The 15,879-nt window shown below is 71.1% G+C and carries 18 protein-coding genes; 8 read left to right on the forward strand and 10 right to left on the reverse strand.

Annotation, left to right across the window (positions count from 1 at the left end; genetic code table 11):
- Positions 1-19: 19 nt before the first annotated feature.
- Complete coding sequence (gene lplT, locus HZ992_RS00765; RefSeq protein WP_209384786.1) at positions 20-1,255, reverse strand: lysophospholipid transporter LplT; 1,236 nt, start codon at positions 1,253-1,255, stop codon at positions 20-22.
- A gap of 31 nt (positions 1,256-1,286) precedes the next feature.
- Complete coding sequence (locus HZ992_RS00770; protein ID WP_209384787.1) at positions 1,287-3,176, reverse strand: pyruvate kinase; 1,890 nt, start codon at positions 3,174-3,176, stop codon at positions 1,287-1,289.
- Positions 3,177-3,265: 89 nt separating this feature from the next.
- Here HZ992_RS00770 and HZ992_RS00775 point away from each other — a divergent pair, with 89 nt between their 5' ends.
- Positions 3,266-3,670 (forward strand): hypothetical protein, encoded by a 405-nt coding sequence (locus HZ992_RS00775; protein WP_209384788.1) that lies wholly within the window; start codon positions 3,266-3,268, stop codon positions 3,668-3,670.
- 9 nt (positions 3,671-3,679) lie between these two features.
- On the opposite strand, the gene HZ992_RS00780 is transcribed toward HZ992_RS00775, so the two are convergent.
- From HZ992_RS00780 to phnF, 4 genes are read right to left on the reverse strand one after another with little or no spacing between them, the layout of a single operon-like run.
- On the reverse strand, positions 3,680-4,663 hold the full coding sequence (locus tag HZ992_RS00780; protein ID WP_209384789.1) for an NAD(P)-dependent oxidoreductase: 984 nt from the start codon (positions 4,661-4,663) through the stop codon (positions 3,680-3,682).
- Complete coding sequence (locus HZ992_RS00785; protein ID WP_209384790.1) at positions 4,660-5,235, reverse strand: ribose 1,5-bisphosphate phosphokinase PhnN; 576 nt, start codon at positions 5,233-5,235, stop codon at positions 4,660-4,662. Before HZ992_RS00785 ends, HZ992_RS00780 begins: the two co-directional genes overlap by 4 nt.
- The gene (locus HZ992_RS00790; protein ID WP_209384791.1) at positions 5,232-5,933 is read right to left on the reverse strand and encodes a DUF1045 domain-containing protein; all 702 of its coding nucleotides are present in this window, start codon (positions 5,931-5,933) and stop codon (positions 5,232-5,234) included. Before HZ992_RS00790 ends, HZ992_RS00785 begins: the two co-directional genes overlap by 4 nt.
- Positions 5,930-6,685, reverse strand: a complete 756-nt coding sequence (gene phnF / locus HZ992_RS00795) for a phosphonate metabolism transcriptional regulator PhnF (RefSeq protein ID WP_209384792.1) — start codon at positions 6,683-6,685, stop codon at positions 5,930-5,932. Before phnF ends, HZ992_RS00790 begins: the two co-directional genes overlap by 4 nt.
- A gap of 67 nt (positions 6,686-6,752) precedes the next feature.
- On the opposite strand from phnF, the gene phnG reads away from it, so the two are divergent.
- From phnG to HZ992_RS00830, 7 genes are read left to right on the forward strand one after another with little or no spacing between them, the layout of a single operon-like run.
- A complete protein-coding gene (gene phnG / locus HZ992_RS00800; protein ID WP_209384793.1) occupies positions 6,753-7,226 on the forward strand; it encodes a phosphonate C-P lyase system protein PhnG in 474 nt (157 codons plus the stop codon).
- Positions 7,223-7,882: a phosphonate C-P lyase system protein PhnH gene (phnH, locus tag HZ992_RS00805; protein ID WP_209384794.1), complete on the forward strand. Its 660-nt coding sequence runs from the start codon at positions 7,223-7,225 to the stop codon at positions 7,880-7,882. Before phnG ends, phnH begins: the two co-directional genes overlap by 4 nt.
- Positions 7,883-7,886: 4 nt before the next feature.
- Positions 7,887-8,966 carry a carbon-phosphorus lyase complex subunit gene (locus HZ992_RS00810; protein WP_209384795.1) on the forward strand — a complete coding sequence of 360 codons (1,080 nt, stop codon included), beginning with the start codon at positions 7,887-7,889 and terminating at the stop codon, positions 8,964-8,966.
- Entirely contained in the window at positions 8,963-9,793 is an 831-nt protein-coding gene (locus HZ992_RS00815) for an alpha-D-ribose 1-methylphosphonate 5-phosphate C-P-lyase PhnJ (RefSeq protein ID WP_209384796.1), read from the forward strand. Before HZ992_RS00810 ends, HZ992_RS00815 begins: the two co-directional genes overlap by 4 nt.
- Positions 9,790-10,593 (forward strand): phosphonate C-P lyase system protein PhnK, encoded by an 804-nt coding sequence (phnK, locus tag HZ992_RS00820; protein WP_209384797.1) that lies wholly within the window; start codon positions 9,790-9,792, stop codon positions 10,591-10,593. The genes HZ992_RS00815 and phnK overlap by 4 nt, the downstream gene beginning before the upstream one ends.
- Complete coding sequence (gene phnL / locus HZ992_RS00825; RefSeq protein ID WP_245213318.1) at positions 10,590-11,348, forward strand: phosphonate C-P lyase system protein PhnL; 759 nt, start codon at positions 10,590-10,592, stop codon at positions 11,346-11,348. Before phnK ends, phnL begins: the two co-directional genes overlap by 4 nt.
- Positions 11,349-11,366: 18 nt before the next feature.
- Complete coding sequence (locus HZ992_RS00830; RefSeq protein ID WP_209384798.1) at positions 11,367-12,509, forward strand: alpha-D-ribose 1-methylphosphonate 5-triphosphate diphosphatase; 1,143 nt, start codon at positions 11,367-11,369, stop codon at positions 12,507-12,509.
- A gap of 19 nt (positions 12,510-12,528) precedes the next feature.
- On the opposite strand, the gene HZ992_RS00835 is transcribed toward HZ992_RS00830, so the two are convergent.
- From HZ992_RS00835 to phnC, 4 genes are read right to left on the reverse strand one after another with little or no spacing between them, the layout of a single operon-like run.
- Positions 12,529-13,125, reverse strand: coding sequence for an HD domain-containing protein (locus HZ992_RS00835; RefSeq protein ID WP_209384799.1), 597 nt, complete (start codon positions 13,123-13,125; stop codon positions 12,529-12,531).
- 17 nt (positions 13,126-13,142) lie between these two features.
- On the reverse strand, positions 13,143-13,949 hold the full coding sequence (gene phnE, locus HZ992_RS00840) for a phosphonate ABC transporter, permease protein PhnE (RefSeq protein WP_209384800.1): 807 nt from the start codon (positions 13,947-13,949) through the stop codon (positions 13,143-13,145).
- Positions 13,950-13,962: 13 nt separating this feature from the next.
- The gene (gene phnD, locus HZ992_RS00845; protein ID WP_209384801.1) at positions 13,963-14,937 is read right to left on the reverse strand and encodes a phosphonate ABC transporter substrate-binding protein; all 975 of its coding nucleotides are present in this window, start codon (positions 14,935-14,937) and stop codon (positions 13,963-13,965) included.
- A gap of 31 nt (positions 14,938-14,968) precedes the next feature.
- Positions 14,969-15,796, reverse strand: a complete 828-nt coding sequence (gene phnC / locus HZ992_RS00850) for a phosphonate ABC transporter ATP-binding protein (protein WP_209384802.1) — start codon at positions 15,794-15,796, stop codon at positions 14,969-14,971.
- Positions 15,797-15,879: the final 83 nt, after the last annotated feature.

Consider the following 15,879-nt stretch of genomic DNA (forward strand, 5'->3'; position numbering starts at 1 on the left):
TCGAGGCGCTCGGCTCGGCTCACTCCGCCATGCGCCGGGTGCGACGCATCAGCAGCAGTATCGCCACGGCGATGAGGCCGCCGAAGCCGCACAACAAGGGGACGATGGGCACATCGGCCGCGACCATCGCGGCATAGACGCCGAGCATCACCAGGATGCTGGCGTTCTCGTTGAAACCCTGCACGGCGATCGATCGGCCGGCGGAGAGCAGCTCGCAGCCGCGGTGCTGCAGCAGCGCGTTCAGCGGCACCACCATCAGCCCGCCCACGGCGCCGGCCAGCATCAGCAGTGGCACAGCCAGCCACACGCTGTTCGTCAGCGCCACCACCGGCAGCAGCAGACCGAGCCCGACGCCGAAGGCGAGCATGCGTCGCGCACGGGCGAGCGGCACCCAGCGGCCGGCTGCCGCCGCGCCGGCGACGACGCCGACCGCCACCGCCGCTTGCAGGTAGCTCGCCTGGTGCAGCGGCAGGCCGAGATGGTCCTGTGCCCAGCGCAGCACGGCGAACTGCAGCGTGGCCCCGGCGCCCCAGAACAGCGTGGTGGCGGCCAATGACAAGCCACCCTGCGCATCGCGCCACAGCGTGAGGTTGGCGCCGGCGAAGTCGCGCAGCATCGCGACCGGGTGGATGGAGCGCGCCGCATAACGCGCGCCGCTGTCGGGGATGCCCAGGTTGAGCGCCGAGGCGAGCGCATAGACGCCCAGCAGCATCAGCAACGCCGGTGCCGAAGCGCCCGCGGACACGACGCCGGCTTCCTGCGTGCCATCGGCCAGCAGGGCGTAAAGCGACGTGGCCTGCAGCGCCGGGCTGACCAGCGCGCCGCCCAGCACCGTGCCGAGCAGCACCGCGCACACCACGGTCACCTCCAGCCAGCCGTTGGCCGCGACGAGCTGGCCCGGCGTGACCATCTCGGTGACCAACCCGTACTTGGCCGGCGCATAGGCGGCCGCGCCGAAGCCGATCACCGCGAAGGCGGCGATCGGGTTGATGCCCGCCAGCAGGCCGATCACACCCAGCACCTTGACGCCGTTCATCCACGCCATCAAGCGGGCCTTGGGCATGGCATCTGCCAGCGGCCCCACGAGCGGCGCCAGGAACACATACGACAGCGTGAAGCCGAACTTGAGCAGCGGCGCCCACCAGGCCGGTGCGCCGCGGGCCTGCAGCAGGGCCATGGTGACGATGAGCAGCGCGTTGTCCGCCAGGGCCGAGAAGAACTGCGCCGCGATCAGGCGATGGAAGCCCGCCGGCATGCGGTCGGCTTGCTCCGGCGGGGCCTGCACCTCAGCCGCGCACGCGGTTCCAGGATTTCAGCGCACGAAGCAGCGGGCGCTTCTTGGACTGATGCTCCTGCATCCGGTGCAGCACGTCGTCGAGCGTCCGCATCGCGTCGAGGATGTGCGGGCCCTTGTTGAGCATCACGCACTCGGCACGCTCGCCCATCGCGGCGTCGGTGATCTCGGCGCGCGAAGGCAGCCCCTTCTTGGCCAGCGACTCGAGCACCTGCGTGGCCCACACCACCGGCATGTGGGCTGCCTCGCAGGCCCAGAGGATCTCTTCCTGCACCTCCGCCAGGCGCTCGAAGCCGCATTCCACCGCCAGGTCGCCCCGCGCGATCATCACGCCGGACGCCGGCGAGACCAGGGCCTCGAAGAGCAGTTCGGGCAGGTGCTCGAAACCGCGTCGCGTCTCGATCTTCAGGATCAACCCGAGCTGCGCTGCGTCGCGCCGCACAAGCTCCTCGCGCAGCATGCGCACGTCGGTGGCGGACTGCGCGAACGACAGGCCGACCAGGTCCGCATGGCGCGCCACCACGTCCAGGTCGGCGCGGTCCTTGTCGGTCAGCGCGGGCAGGTCCAGTTCGCTGTCGGGGAAGTTGATGCCCTTGTCGGCGCCGAGGTCCTGGCCGCCGTCGGCCACGTCGGTGATCTCCACGTCCACGCCGCGCGCCGCGACGCGCGTGATCACGCCGCCGATGCGGCCATCGTCGAACCAGACATGTTCGCCCTTGCTCACCTGCTTGAGCACCTGCGGCAGCGTGCAGGAGACGGTGGCCGGCGCCACCCGGCGTGCGTGCGAGCCATGGGTGGCCGCATGGCCGATGCCCTCGGGCGTGAGCCGCAGCGTGTCGCCGCGGAACAGCCGGATGCGCCCGCTCGTCGCGGGCAGGCCCCGAACCGCAGACTCCGGCGCCTCGACGTCGCGGCCGTTTAGTCGCAGCTTTGTCTCGGCGGTGAGGTAGGCGGTGCGGTTGCATTCGACGAGCACGCCGCCGGTGCGTTCGTCGACGACGGTGAGCCGCCGCGTCGCCGCACGCGCATCGGTGAAATCGATGCGGTCACCGGGCCGCAGCTGCGCCAGCCAGTCCGGATCGACCTCGATCAGTTCGGCCGCACCGTCGACCGGCGCGCTCGAGCCGAGCGCGCGCAGGCCCAGCAGCGCCGGTGCCGTGACGAAGCCATACTCGTCGCGGGCCGGCTTCACCTTGAGCACGCCCGGCCCCGCCATGATGGCGCCGGTGCGGATCTTCGGCCCGGCCAGATCCATCAGCACCTGCACGGCGCGGCCGCTGGTTCCGCCAGCGCGGCGCACGTGCGAGGCCATCGCCGCCCAGGCCGGCGCTTCGTCGTGCGCGCAGTTGATGCGTGCCACGTCCATGCCGGCATGCACGAGGGCGCCGACCAGCGCCGCATCGTGGGCGGCCTCCGACGGCAGCGTCACCATGATGCGCACGCGACGGTGCGGCGAGGGGGAGCCGAACAGGCGGGCACTGTGCCGCTCGAGACGCTCGCGGCCGCTGCCGAAGCCGGTCGGTTCGTCCGGGTCATGGTTGTCCCAGTGCCGGCCGGTCAGCACGTGCAGCAGGCCGAGCACCTTGTCGAGGTTGGCCATCACATGCGTCTCGGCGCGCCCCAGCGACGACAGGCCCAGCCGCGAAAGGCGCTCCTGCAGCGCCCGCGCATCGATGCTGCGCATGGCCAGGTAGTGGGCCAGGTTGCGCGCGCTGGCGCTGCGCTCCGGGTGGGCCGCGGCGATCCACGGGGCGAGCGCGCTCTCGTGCGCGAGCATCGCGCTGCGCAGCGCCTGCAGCTCGTCGATGAGGGCGGTGCACAGCGGGGCGTCCCAGCCGGAGGCGGGCACGGCGTTCAGAGCAGGATCCATCAGCATGTTCATGCGCGCGAGTCTGGCGCATGGATGTGGCAGCAGCGTGACGGTGATTCGATATGGTATAAATCATTTACACCAATACAAGGAGCCCCTCCATGGCCACCCGAACCCCTGCATCCAAGCCTCGTGCGGCGGCGAAACCGCCCGCCAAGCCCGCGCCCAAGGCGTCGGCCAAGCCGGCCGCGAAGAAGCCGGCACCTGCGCCGGCCAAGCGCGTCGCGGTGAAGATGCCCGCGCCCGCGCCGAAGGCCGCGGCACCCGCCAAGCCGCCCAAGCTGAAGGCCAAGCTGGTGCGCGACAGCTTCACGATGCCGCAATCGGACTTCGCCCTCATCGCCGTGCTCAAGGAGCGCGCGATCGGCTTCAAGCGACCGACCAAGAAGAGCGAACTGCTGCGCGCGGGCCTGCAGGCACTGGCCGGGCTCAACGACGCGTCGCTGCAAGCGGCCTTGAACGCCCTCGCCCCGCTGAAGCCGGGCCGGCCGAAGAAGGCCGACTGAGCCAGCCTCTCAGGCCCGCAGGCCGACGCGATTGATCGCGTCGCCCGGGGCCAGGCCCTTGAGCACGGCCTCGACGTTGTCGACGGCGCGGTGCTCGATGGCTCGGCGAACGTCGGTGACGGCGGATCCGAGGTGCGGCGTGAACAGGGTTCGGTCGTGCGCGCGAAGTGCCACGCTCACCTCGGCCGGCCGCGCTGGCAAGCCCCAGTCCTCGCACTCGAACACATCGGCGGCGTAGCCGCCGGCCTGGCCCTTGGCCAGGTGCCGTGCCATGGCGGCCTCGTCGACAACGCTGCCCCGGCCGACGTTGACCCACAGCGCGCCGCGCCGCGCCCGAGCGATCTCGTGTTCGCCGATGAGGTGCAGCGTCGAGTCGGTCAGCGGCAAGGCCAGGATCAGCAGGTCGGCCTGGTCCAGCGCCGTGTCGAGCGTTGCGCCCTCGACGCCGGCTGGCATCGCGCTGATCCGGTCCACCCCCAGCAGGCGGCAGCCGAAGCCGCGCAGCCGCTCGGCGATGGCCCGGCCGACGCAGCCCATGCCGAGAACCGCCACCGTGCTGCCGGACAGGCCGTGCCCGTACAGAACGGGGCGCCAGCCGCGGAATCGGCCCTCGCGCACGAGTGTGTCGCCGTGGCGCAGGTGCCGGCCGAGCCCGATGGCCAGGCCGACGGCGAGTTCGGCGGTCGGCGCGGTCAGCAGGTCCGGCACGATCGACACCCAGACGCCGGCGCGCGTGCAGGCCTCCACGTCGTAGTTGTCGAAGCCCTTGAGTGCGCAGGCGACGACGCGAAGCTCGCGTGCCTCGCGCAGCACCGCCGCGTCGATGCGGTCGGTCATGAAGCCGATCACGGCCGTGGCGCCGACCAGGCGCTGCGCCAGCGCCTGCCGGCCGAGGGGCTCGGGGCCGGCATGCATGTCCAGCGAGCCGAGTTGGGCCAGCCGCTCGGCCACGTCCGCATGCACCGGCTGGGTGACGAGGATGCGGGGCCTCATGGCAGCTGAACCGGCGCGGAAAGACCTTGCCACCAGCCGCCGAGCTGGGCGACAGCCGTGGCGAGATCTCCGTCGTTGCTGATGCGTTGGTCGAGGGACCCTGCGGGCACGCTGCGCTGCAGCCGATCCAGGATGCTCGCGCCGGCTTCCCGGGCGCGGCTCATCAGGCGCGCCTGGCGCACGACGTCGGCAGCGACGACTTCGATCACATGGGCCTGCGGTGCCGCAGCGCGCAGCGCGCCCAGGTGGGCGCGCGATCCGTTCATCGCCACCCAGCGGCCTTGGCCCAGGGGCGCGAGCTCGGACCAGCGCACGCCGTAATGCAGCCCATGCGCCTGCCACGCGAAGGCGAAGGCGTCGGCCGCCCGCGCCGCGCCGAAGCCGGCTTCGTCGATGGCCTCGTGGGCCTCGCTCGAATCGCCACCGGCGCGTGTGATGGTGCGCCGCGCGAGGTGCGGGCGGAGCTCCTGCGGCAGCGACGCGAGCCAGCCCCGCAGCACGCTGTCCTTGCCGGCGCCGGAGGCGCCGACGATCACCAGCAAGCGGTGCGAATGTCCTTGAAGCAGGTTCATGGGGTTCCCAGCGCGAAGCGATGGCGCAGTTCGAACGGTTCGCCCGGCGCGGGCTCGACGAAGACACACAAGTGCTCGCACATCAGGGGCTGCCCCAGCGCCGGCGCAAAGTGCCGCGAGGCCGAGGCACGCAGTGCCGCGATGCGGTCGGCATCGACCCCGGCCAGGCTGCTGCTCAGCGTCATGTGGAAGCGCCAGTCGTCGAGCACGAAGGCGTAGCCGAGCCGATCCAGGTTCTCGCGCTGGCGAGCGTCCAGCGGCGCGCGCGAGGGCCGCTCTCGCTCGGCCGCGGTGGCCGGCGCCCGCCACGGGTCCAGCGCGATCACGCAGTCGTCGGCCAGTTGCCTCAGCGGGTGCGAAGGCTCGAGCGGCTCGACCGGTCGCAAGGCAATGAAGTCCGACAGCAGCGCCACGCGCAGCGTCGGCATCTCGAACGGCGCGTGCCGCGCCGCCAGGGCGCGCACGGCCGCGAGCCAGTCCGATCCGCGCACGTTGGCCGCCAGCGCCATCGGCGCCTTCAGCGTCGCGTGGAAGCCGTAGCGCCACGGCGTGGCGACCAGCGAATGCGCTGGCGCGCCGACCGGGCCTGAATCGCTGTCGTTGCGGCCCAGCCAGCGGCAGCCCAGGCGCCACAGAGGATGCCCCGGCGGCGGCGCGAAATAGACCGCGTGGCGCGATGTCGCGGCGTCGATCGTCATGCTTCGTGCGAGACGGTGAGTTGCACGGCGTCCGCCGCAAAGAGGGTGCGGCCGGCCTCGACGGGCACGCCATCGCTGTCGACGCTGTGGAACTGCACGACCAGCACCGGCTCGGTGGCCGCGCGGGCGAGCGCATCCGCTTCCTGCGCGCTGGGCAGCCGACACGATACCGTGCTGCCGGCGCGTTGGTAATCGTGCACGCCCAGGCGCTGCAGGGCGCCGGTGATCGAACCGGCCTGTCGGAACGCATCGCCCATGCCGCGCAGGCGAGCCGCCGGGTAGGCGGTGGTGGACAGGCCGATCGGCCGGCCGCGCACCGTGGCCCGCGTGTGCAGCACCTCGACCTCGGCACTCGGCGACAGGCGCAGCGGATCGGACCATTCGCCGGCCAGCGTCGTCTCGTGGCGAAGCAGTTCACGCTGCGCACGCTCGCCCGCTTCGGCGAGGTTCTCGCTCAGGCGCGTGCGGCGCTTCAAGGCGTAGTCGAGCACGAGCTCGCGCACGAAGGTGCCGCGGCCCTGCTCGACGCGCAGGTGCCCTTCGTGCACCAGTTGTCGCACGGCCTGACGCAGCGTGTGCCGGTGCACCCCGAAACGCTCCGCGAGCACCGATTCGTTGGGCAGGCGCGTGCCTGGCGCGAAGCGGCCGGCGGCGATGTCCGCGCGCAGCGCAGCGGCGATCTGCGACCAGCGTGCCGTCGGCGGGACAGGCACGTCGTGCGTGGTCAGCGAGAGGGTGTTGTCGTCGAGCATGGTCAACAAATTGTCATGGGTCCTGCAGACACTGGCCGTCATCTTGAGTCGTCTAGATGACATCCGCATGACCCACCCTCCCTCTTCGCCGCAGGCCCGCCGGGCCGACTGGCTGCGCGTCCTCGCGCGCGCACCATCCGCCGAACTCGCGCGGCTGGCGGCGCCGGTGCTCGGCGAGTACCGCTTCGAATGGCTGCGCGCGCCAGAGCAGGGGCTGATGATGGTGCGCGCGCGCATCGGCAATGCCGGCGACCGCTTCAACATCGGCGAAGCGACCGTCACGCGCTGCGCCGTACGGCACCGCGCCATCGGCGGCGAGCAGGTGGCCGGCGTCGGCCACGTGCTCGGGCTCGACGCGCCGCGTGCCGAGCGCGTGGCGCAGCTCGACGCGCTGCTGCAGGTCGAGGCCCTGCACGCGCTGCTGTGCCGCAACGTGGTGGAGCCGCTGCGCGAATGCCGTGCGCAGATCGACCGCGACGAGCGGGCACGCACCGAAGCCAGCCGTGTGCGCTTCTTCACCTTGCAGCCGGAGGCCGCATGAGCGCGGTGCTGGGCCACCCCGCAGCGGATCGACTGGCCACCGTCGGCCGTGGCTTCGCGCAACCGGTGCACGCAGCGCAGCAGGCGTTTCGTGCGCTGCTCGAGGCCATGTCGAGGCCGGGTTGCATTCAGGCGCTGCCCGAGCCGGTGCTCGCAGGGATGGAGCCGCCGGGGCTGGCGCGCGGCATGACCGCGCTGCTGCTGACGCTGCTCGACGCCGAGACCAGCCTGTGGATCGATCCCGCGCTGGCCGGGGCCGAGGGCCTGAACTACCTGCGCTTCCACACCGGTGTGCGCACGCTGGCCAACGTGGGCGACGCAGCCTTCGTGGTGTGTCCTGCCGACCGGGCACAGCCCGCGACCTGGTCGGCACTCAGCGCCGGCACCGACGAAGTGCCGCAGTCCGGCGCCACGCTGCTCGTCGAAGTGCCATCGCTGCAGGCGCAGGGCGCGGCGTCCTCGTCCACGCGCTTGCGACTGGCAGGCCCCGGCATCGAGAGCACGCAGGTGTTGGTCGTCAGCGGCCTGGACGCGCCGTTCTGGCGGGCTCGCGCCGCGATGGAGGCCGATTACCCGCGCGGCATCGACCTGATCCTGTGCTGCGGCGACACCCTCGCCGCGATCCCGCGCACCACGCGCGTCACCGTCGAAGGCTGATCGCATGTACATCGCAGTCAAGGGCGGCGAGCAGGCGATCGCAGCATCGCTGCAGTTGCTGGCCTCGGCACGCCGCGGCGACACCGAGGTGCCCGAGCTCGGTGCCGACCAGCTGCGCGAGCAGTTGCGCTTGGGCGTAGACCGGGTGATGGCCGAGGCCTCGCTGTACGACCCGGACCTGGCAGCGCTGGCGCTCAAGCAGGCACGCGGCGACACCATCGAGGCCGTCTTCCTGCTGCGCGCCTACCGCACCACGCTGCCGCGCCTGGGCTTCAGCGTGCCGGTCGACACCGCCCGCATGCGCGTGAAGCGCCGGGTGTCGGCGATCTTCAAGGACGTGCCGGGCGGGCAGCTGCTCGGGCCCAGCTTCGACTACACGCAGCGCCTGCTCGACTTCGAGCTGGCCCGCGCCGGTACCGCCGTCGAGCCCGTGACACGCGTTGCCTTCGAGGCCGACCCGAATGCCCCGCTGCGCAGCCCGATCGACGAGCTCGCAGCACAAGGCCTGATCGAACCCTGTGTGCCCAGCGGCGGGGACCCCGAGCCGCCCGACATCACCCGCGACCCGCCCTCGCACCCGATGCCGCGAACCGCCCGGCTGCAGATGCTCGCCCGCGCCGACGAAGGCTGGGTGCTCGGCATGGGCTACTCCACGCAGCGCGGCTATGCCTACACGCACCCGTTCGCCGGCGAGATCCGCCACGGCGCAGTGCCGCTGGAGATCGTGCCCGACGAACTCGGCTTCCCGATCGAGATCGGCGAGATCGAGCTCACCGACTGCCAGATGGTGAACCAATTCGCCGGCAGCGCCACGCAGCCGCCGCAGTTCACCCGCGGCCAGGGCCTGGTGTTCGGCCATGGCGAGCGCAAGGCGATGGCGATGTCGCTGGTGGACCGCGTGATGCGCGCAGACGAGTTCGACGAGCAGCTCACCAGCCCGGCGCAGGACAGCGAGTTCGTGCTCTCGCACGGCGACAACGTCGAGGCCTCCGGCTTCGTGCAGCACCTGAAGCTGCCGCACTACGTGACCTTCGAATCCGAACTGCTGCTGGTGCGCGCGCTGCGCGAGGAGCGCTCACGATGAACGGATACAACTTCGCCTACCTCGACGAGGGCACGAAGCGGATGATCCGCCGCGCGCTGCTGAAGGCCGTCGCGATTCCGGGCCACCAGGTGCCGTTCGGCTCGCGCGAGATGCCGCTGGCCTACGGATGGGGCACCGGCGGCATCCAGGTCACGGCAGCGGTGATCGGGCAGCACGACGTGCTCAAGGTGATCGACCAGGGCTCCGACGACACCACCAACGCCGTCAACATCCGCCGCTTCTTCGCCCGCACCACCGAGGCCCGGACCACCGAGCGCACGGCGGATGCGACGATCATCCAGACGCGCCACCGCATCCCGGAGCGGCCGCTGACCGAGGCGCAGATCATCGTCTACCAGGTGCCGCAGCCCGAGCCGCTGTTCAAGCTGGAGGCGCGCCGCCGCGAGACGCTCAAGCTGCACGCCTTCGCCGAGTACGGCCTGATGAACGTGAAGCTGTACGAAGACATCGCGCAGTGGGGGCGCATCGACACCACCTACGACTACCCGGTGCTGGTGCATGGCCGGCACGTGATGTCGCCCTCGCCGATCCCGAGCTTCGACAACCCGAAGATGCACCGCATGCCGGCGCTGCAGCTGTTCGGCGCCGGGCGAGAGAAGCGCCTGTATGCCGTACCGCCCTACACCGACGTGAAGAGCCTGGACTTCGAGGACCACCCCTTCCGCATCGAGCCGCAAGGGCATGCCTGCGAGCTGTGCGGCTGCACCACGAGCTACCTCGACGAGGTGGCGACCGACGAAGGCACGACGCTGTGGACATGCTCCGACACCGACCACTGCCGCGAGCAGCAGGAGACGCGCGCATGAACGAACTTCAGCCTCTGCTGCGCGTGCAGCAGCTCAGCCACCGCTTTGCCGGCGCTCGCGACGCGGCCGGCCAGACACCGTGGGCGGTGCGCGAGGCCTCGCTCGAGCTGCACCCCGGCGAGGTGCTGGCCATCGTCGGCGAATCGGGATCGGGCAAGTCCACGCTGCTGAACTGCATCGCCGGGCGGCTGCAGCCCACCGAAGGCCGCGTGCTCTACCGGCGCCGCGACGGCCGCGAGTTCGACGTGCATGCCGCCGGCGAACGCGAGCGCCGCGAGCTGGCGCGCACCGAATGGGGCTTCGTCGCGCAGCATGCCCACGAGGGCCTGCGCATGAACGTGAGCGCCGGCGCGAACGTGGGCGAGCGCCTGATGGGGCAGGGCGAGCGGCGCTACGCCACGCTGCGCGACACGGCCATGCGCTGGATGGACCGCGTCGAGCTCGACCCGGCGCGGCTGGACGACTCGCCGCGCGACTTCTCCGGCGGCATGCGCCAGCGCCTGCAGATCGCGCGCAACCTGGTGACGCGCCCGCGCCTGGTGCTGATGGACGAGCCGACGTCGGGGCTGGATGTCTCGGTGCAGGCCCGCCTGCTCGACTTGATCCGATTGCTCGTCGGCCGGCTGCACCTGTCGGCGCTGGTCGTGACGCACGACCTCGGCGTGGCGCGGCTGCTGGCGCACCGCACGCTGGTGATGCGCCAGGGCCGCATCGTCGAGCAGGGGCTGACGGACCGGGTGTTCGACGACCCGCAGCATCCCTACACGCAGTTGCTCGTCTCGTCGGTGGTGTCGGCATGAACGGCGCCCCGATGGCCGCGCCCGTGCTCGAAGCCCGAGGCGTGCACAAGCACTTCACGCTGCACCTGCGCGACGGCCTGCGCCTGCCGGTGCTCGACCGCATGGACCTGCAGGTCCATGCCGGCGAGTGCGTGGCGCTGGTCGGCCCCTCGGGCCGCGGCAAGTCGACGCTGATGAAGTGCCTGTACGGCAGTTACGCCGTCGATGCGGGCGAACTCTGGCTGCAGCGCGAAGACGGGCAGCGCGTCGACCTCGCCGCCGCCGCGCCACGCGAACTGATCGCGCTGCGCCGGCGCGAGATCGCCTACGTGAGCCAGTTCCTGCGCGCGCTGCCGCGGCAGGCGGCGCTCGATGCGGTGGCCGAGCGGCTGCTGCAGGCGGAGCCCGCCGATCCCGAGGCCGATGCTGACCCGCTCGACGACACGCCGTACATGGCAGCGCTTGAAGCCGCACGCGAACAGGTGCGCGCGCTGTTCTCGCGGCTGAACCTGCCCGCCGGGCTGTGGGGCCTGCCGCCGGCGACCTTCTCCGGCGGCGAGCAGCAACGCGTGAACATCGCGCGCGGCTTCATCCTGCCGGCGCGGCTGCTCTTGCTCGACGAGCCCACCGCCTCGCTGGATGCGGCCAACCGCCGCGTGGTGATCGAGCTGATCCGCGAGGCCAAGCAGCGCGGCAGCGCCATCGTCGGCATCTTCCACGACGAGGAGGTCCGGGACGCCGTGGCCGACCGCCGCGTCGATTTCGGCACCGCCTGACCGGCCACGAAAGCCAGCATGAACGAACAGATCTTCACCAACGCCCGTGTGGTGCTCGGCCACGAGGTCCTGCCGCGCGGCACGGTGCGCGTGGTCGACGGCGTCATCGCCTCGGTCGATGCCGGCGCCAGCCAGGTGGCCGGGGCGATCGATCTCGAGGGCGACCTGCTGCTGCCCGGGCTCGTCGAGGTGCACACCGACAACCTCGAGCGCCACGTGATGCCGCGCCCCAAGGTGAGCTTCCCGATGCGCGCGGCGATGCAGGCCCACGATGCCGAGCTCGCCTCGGCGGGCATCACCACGGTGCTCGACGCCATCGGCGTCGGCGACCCGTACGGCGACGGCTTCCGCTCGCGCGATCAGAGCGCCCTGCTCGAGGTGCTCGACCAGCTCGAGGCGGCCGGCGCGCTGCGCAGCCAGCACCTGATCCACGTGCGCTGCGAGCTGCCGGCACCGAATGCGCTGGAACTGTTCGAGCCCTTCGCCGGCCACCGCCGGCTGCGCCTGATCTCGCTGATGGACCACACGCCGGGCCAGCGCCAGTGGACCGACATCGAGCATGCGCGAATCTACTACACCGGCAAGAAGGGCTGGAGCGACGCGAAGTTCGCCGAGGAGATGCGCATCGCCCCGCAGCGCCAGGCGCAGTATGCACAGCCGCACCGGGCCTGGTTCGCCGACTTCGCGCGCGAGCATGGCGTGGCACTGGCCACGCACGACGACACGACGCTGGCGCATGTCGACGAGGCACGCGAAATGGGGGCGTCGATGAGCGAGTTCCCGACCACGCTGGAGGCGGCGCGCCATGCGCATCGCCATGGCCTCAAGACGATCGCCGGCGCGCCGAACGTGGTGCGCGGCGGTTCGCATTCGGGCAACGTGGCGGCCATCACGCTGGCGCGTGAAGGCGTGCTCGACGGCCTGTCGTCGGACTACGTGCCGGGCAGCCTGCTGCAGGCGGCCTGGTGCCTGCACCGCGACGCCGGGTTCTCGCTGCCGGAGGCGATGCAGGTGGTCAGCCGCGGGCCGGCCGAGGCGGCCGGCCTGCACGACCGCGGCCGCATCGAGCCGGGGCAACGCGGCGACCTGGTGCGCGTGCGCGAACTCGATGCGCACCCGGTGGTGCGCTCGGTCTTCGTCGCCGGCGAGCGTGTCGCCTGATCTGGCGACTGATCGAGGGTCAGGCGAGGTCGGTGGCGCCGATGCCGGTCAGCGAGTCGGTGAAGGGCCGCTCGCGCACGTCTTCCAGCAGCGCGAGGTAGTACGCCAGCGAGGGCGTCGGCTTGCCCGGCTGCTTGGCCAGGTCGTCCCAGCGGCGCAACTGCACCGCATCACGGGCGAAAGGCAGCGCCTCGAAGCGGTCGATCTCGTCGTCGCTCATCGCACCGCCCTGCAAGGCCAGCGAATGCAACGACGCGGGCGACAGCTGCCTGGCGTAGTGCGGGTCGACGCGAACGAGGAAACGCTTCGCCTCGACGTGCAGGCGCACCGGCTCGGTCACTGACTCGTCGAAGCCCGCCGAGAGAAAGGGGATGGCCAGCAGCTCATGGCGGTCATCGACCCGGTCCGAGCGGGCGATCGCCTCGGCGGCGAGGAAGTGCCCCACGTCGTGCAGAAACGCGGCGGCCACCAGCGACTCGTCCGCATTCGCCCACTCGGCGAGCTGCGCGCACTGCAGCGCGTGCGCGAGTGCGCTGATGGCCTCGCGCCGCGCGCCCTCGTAGGGCACATGGCCATGGGCCGCGAAGAGCTGCTCGATGCGCCCGGTGAGATCCATGGCCTGGCTCCTGAGGTTCAGATGAGGCGCTTGCGCACCTGCGCCGACAGCACGTCGATCACCGAGACCGACACCACCAGCATGATCAGCACCGCCGCGGTCTCGGCGTACTGGAAACCGCGGATCACGTCCCACAGCACCATGCCGATGCCGCCCGCGCCGACCATGCCCACCACCGAGGCCGAGCGCACGTTGGATTCGAAGCGGTACAGCGCGTAGGAGATCCACAGCGGCATCACCTGCGGGATCACGCCGAAGACGATCTCGGCCAGCGGGTGCGCGCCGGTGGCGCGGATGCCTTCGACGGGCTGCGGGTCGATCGTCTCGACTGCCTCGGAGAACAGTTTGGCGAGCACCCCGGTGGTGTGGATCCACAGCGCCAGCACGCCGGCGAAGGGCCCGAGCCCGACCGCGACGACGAACAGCAGCGCGAACACCATCTCGTTGATCGCGCGGCAGGCGTCGAGGAGCCGGCGCACCGGCTGATGGATCCACCAGGGCGTGATGTTGCTGGCCGCCAGCAGCGCCAACGGCACCGAGCAGAGAATGGCCAGCGCGGTGCCCCACAGAGCGATCTGCAGCGTGATCACCAGCTCGGACAGGTAGTGGCGCCAGTCGGCAAAGTCGGGCGGAAAGAAGCCCTGCGCGTACTGCGCCATGTTGCCGGCATCGCGCAGCAGGTCCAGCGGGCGCATGTCGGCGCCGCGCCAGCTGCCTGCCAGGATGGCCAGCAGAAGCCCCCAGCCGAGCAGCGCCGGCCACTGCGTTCCGGGCTGGGCGGGCGTGACGCTGCGCGGCAGCGTCGGCAGGCTGGTCGAACTCATGCTGGCCGCTGCCTCACTTCGCGGCGCTGGCCACCTGGCGGCCCAGTTCGGCCAAGCGGGCGTCGATGTCCTTGAGCTTGCGCGCCTTCTCCTCGGCCGAGATCGTCGTGTCGGCTTCCACCTTGCCGCGCTCGCCGGCCAGGGCGAGCTGGCGGATCGGCAGCAGCTGGTCGTTGCTGGAGGCGATGAAACCACCGATCGTCAGCTTGGCGAGGATCTCCTTCTCGCGCGCTTCCTTGCCGTAGGCGAGGAAGAAGTCCTTCACCTTCTGCTTGGCGTCGGCGTCGAGGTCCTTGCGCCAGGCCATCGGGTCGCTGGCGATCTGCGGCGAGCGCCAGACCACGCGCAACTCGGCGTGTTTCTCCGGCAGCTTGATCTTCATGCGGTCGACGCCGTCGCTGGCCACGGTGGCCACGTCGATCTGCCGGCTGGCCACCGCGAGGATGTTGGTCTCGTGGTTGGCGCGCACGGTGCGCTTGAAGTCCTTCACCGGGTCGACGCCGTTCTGGGCGAAGGCGTAGTAGCCGGGCACCAGCGCGCCGCTGGTCGAGTTCGGATCGCCGAAGCCCAGCGTCAGCTGCTGGCGGTCCTTCAGCACGTCCTGCAGGGTCTGCAGCTTGCTGTCCTTGTGGACGATCATCAGGCTCCAGTAGCCGGTGCCGCCGTCGGGCTGGGTCATGCGGGCGAAAACTTCGGCGCCGGCGCGGTCCACCGCTTCCATGGCCGACTTGTTGCCGAACCAGGCCACCTGCACCTTGTTGAAGCGCATGCCTTCGATGATGCCGGCGTAGTCGGTCGAGAAGAAGGCGTTCACCTTGTAGCCGGTGACCTTCTGCATGTCGTCCAGCAGCGGCTGCCAGGTGCTCTTCAGGTTGGCCGACGACTCCGTCGAAATGATGCCGAAGCTGAGTTCCTTCTGCTGTGCTCCGGCGGTGCTGGCGAAGGCGAGCCCGGCCGCGAGGCCGAGCGTGGTGATCCAGGTCTTCATGTGGGACTCCTCGGGTTGTCTGGAAGCGGATTCAGGCCGCGCGCAGCGCGGGCACGGCCAGCGGCAGCTGGCGTTCGGCGGGGGCGAACAGCTCGTCGCTCTGCGAGCCGTAAAGCGCGCGAAGGCGTTCCGCGCTCAGCGCGGTGGTGGGCCCGTCGTAGACGACCTCACCGGCGCGCAGCGCGATCGTGCGCGGGCAGAAGGCGAACGCGTGTTCGACCTGGTGCAGCGAGACCAGCACGGTCACGCCCAATTCGCGGTTGAGTCCAGCCAGCAGCTCCATCACGCAGCGGCTGGAGGCCGGGTCGAGCGATGCGACCGGCTCATCGGCCAGGATCAGCTTGGCTTCCTGCACCAGCGCGCGCGAGATGGCGGCACGCTGCTGCTGACCGCCGGACAGCGTCGAGGCGCGTTGCCAGGCGCAGCGCTCGATGCCCACGCGATGCAGGGCCTGCCAGGCGCGCTGGCACTCGGCGGGCGGGAAGCGCCGCGTCATCGCGCGCCACAGCGGCAGCCGGTGCAAGGCACCGGCCATCACGTTGACCATCACCGGCAGGCGATCGACCAGGTTGAACTGCTGGAAGATGGCGGCCACGTCGGCGCGCTGTCGGCGAATGTCCGCGGCGAGCACGCCGCCGCGCTGCACCACGCGGTCGAGCACCCGCACCTCGCTGACCGAGCCGGCATCGGCGCGATGCAGGCCGTTCAGGTGACGCAGCAGCGTCGACTTGCCGGAGCCCGAGGCGCCGAGCAGCGCCACCATCTCACCGTGCTCGACGCGCAGCGACACGCCGCGCAGTGCCGGCTGGCCGCCGAAGCTCTTGCGCAGCGATTCGACCTCGATCGCACAGGGACCCATGGCACGCTCCGTTGGTGGACGGAGCGATCATCTAGACGTGTCGTGACGGCCAGATGACGGTTGCGCGACAAGTCGGCGCGTGC

Origin of the sequence: Rhizobacter sp. AJA081-3 (assembly GCF_017795745.1) — a bacterium.
Taxonomy (GTDB): domain Bacteria; phylum Pseudomonadota; class Gammaproteobacteria; order Burkholderiales; family Burkholderiaceae_C; genus Piscinibacter.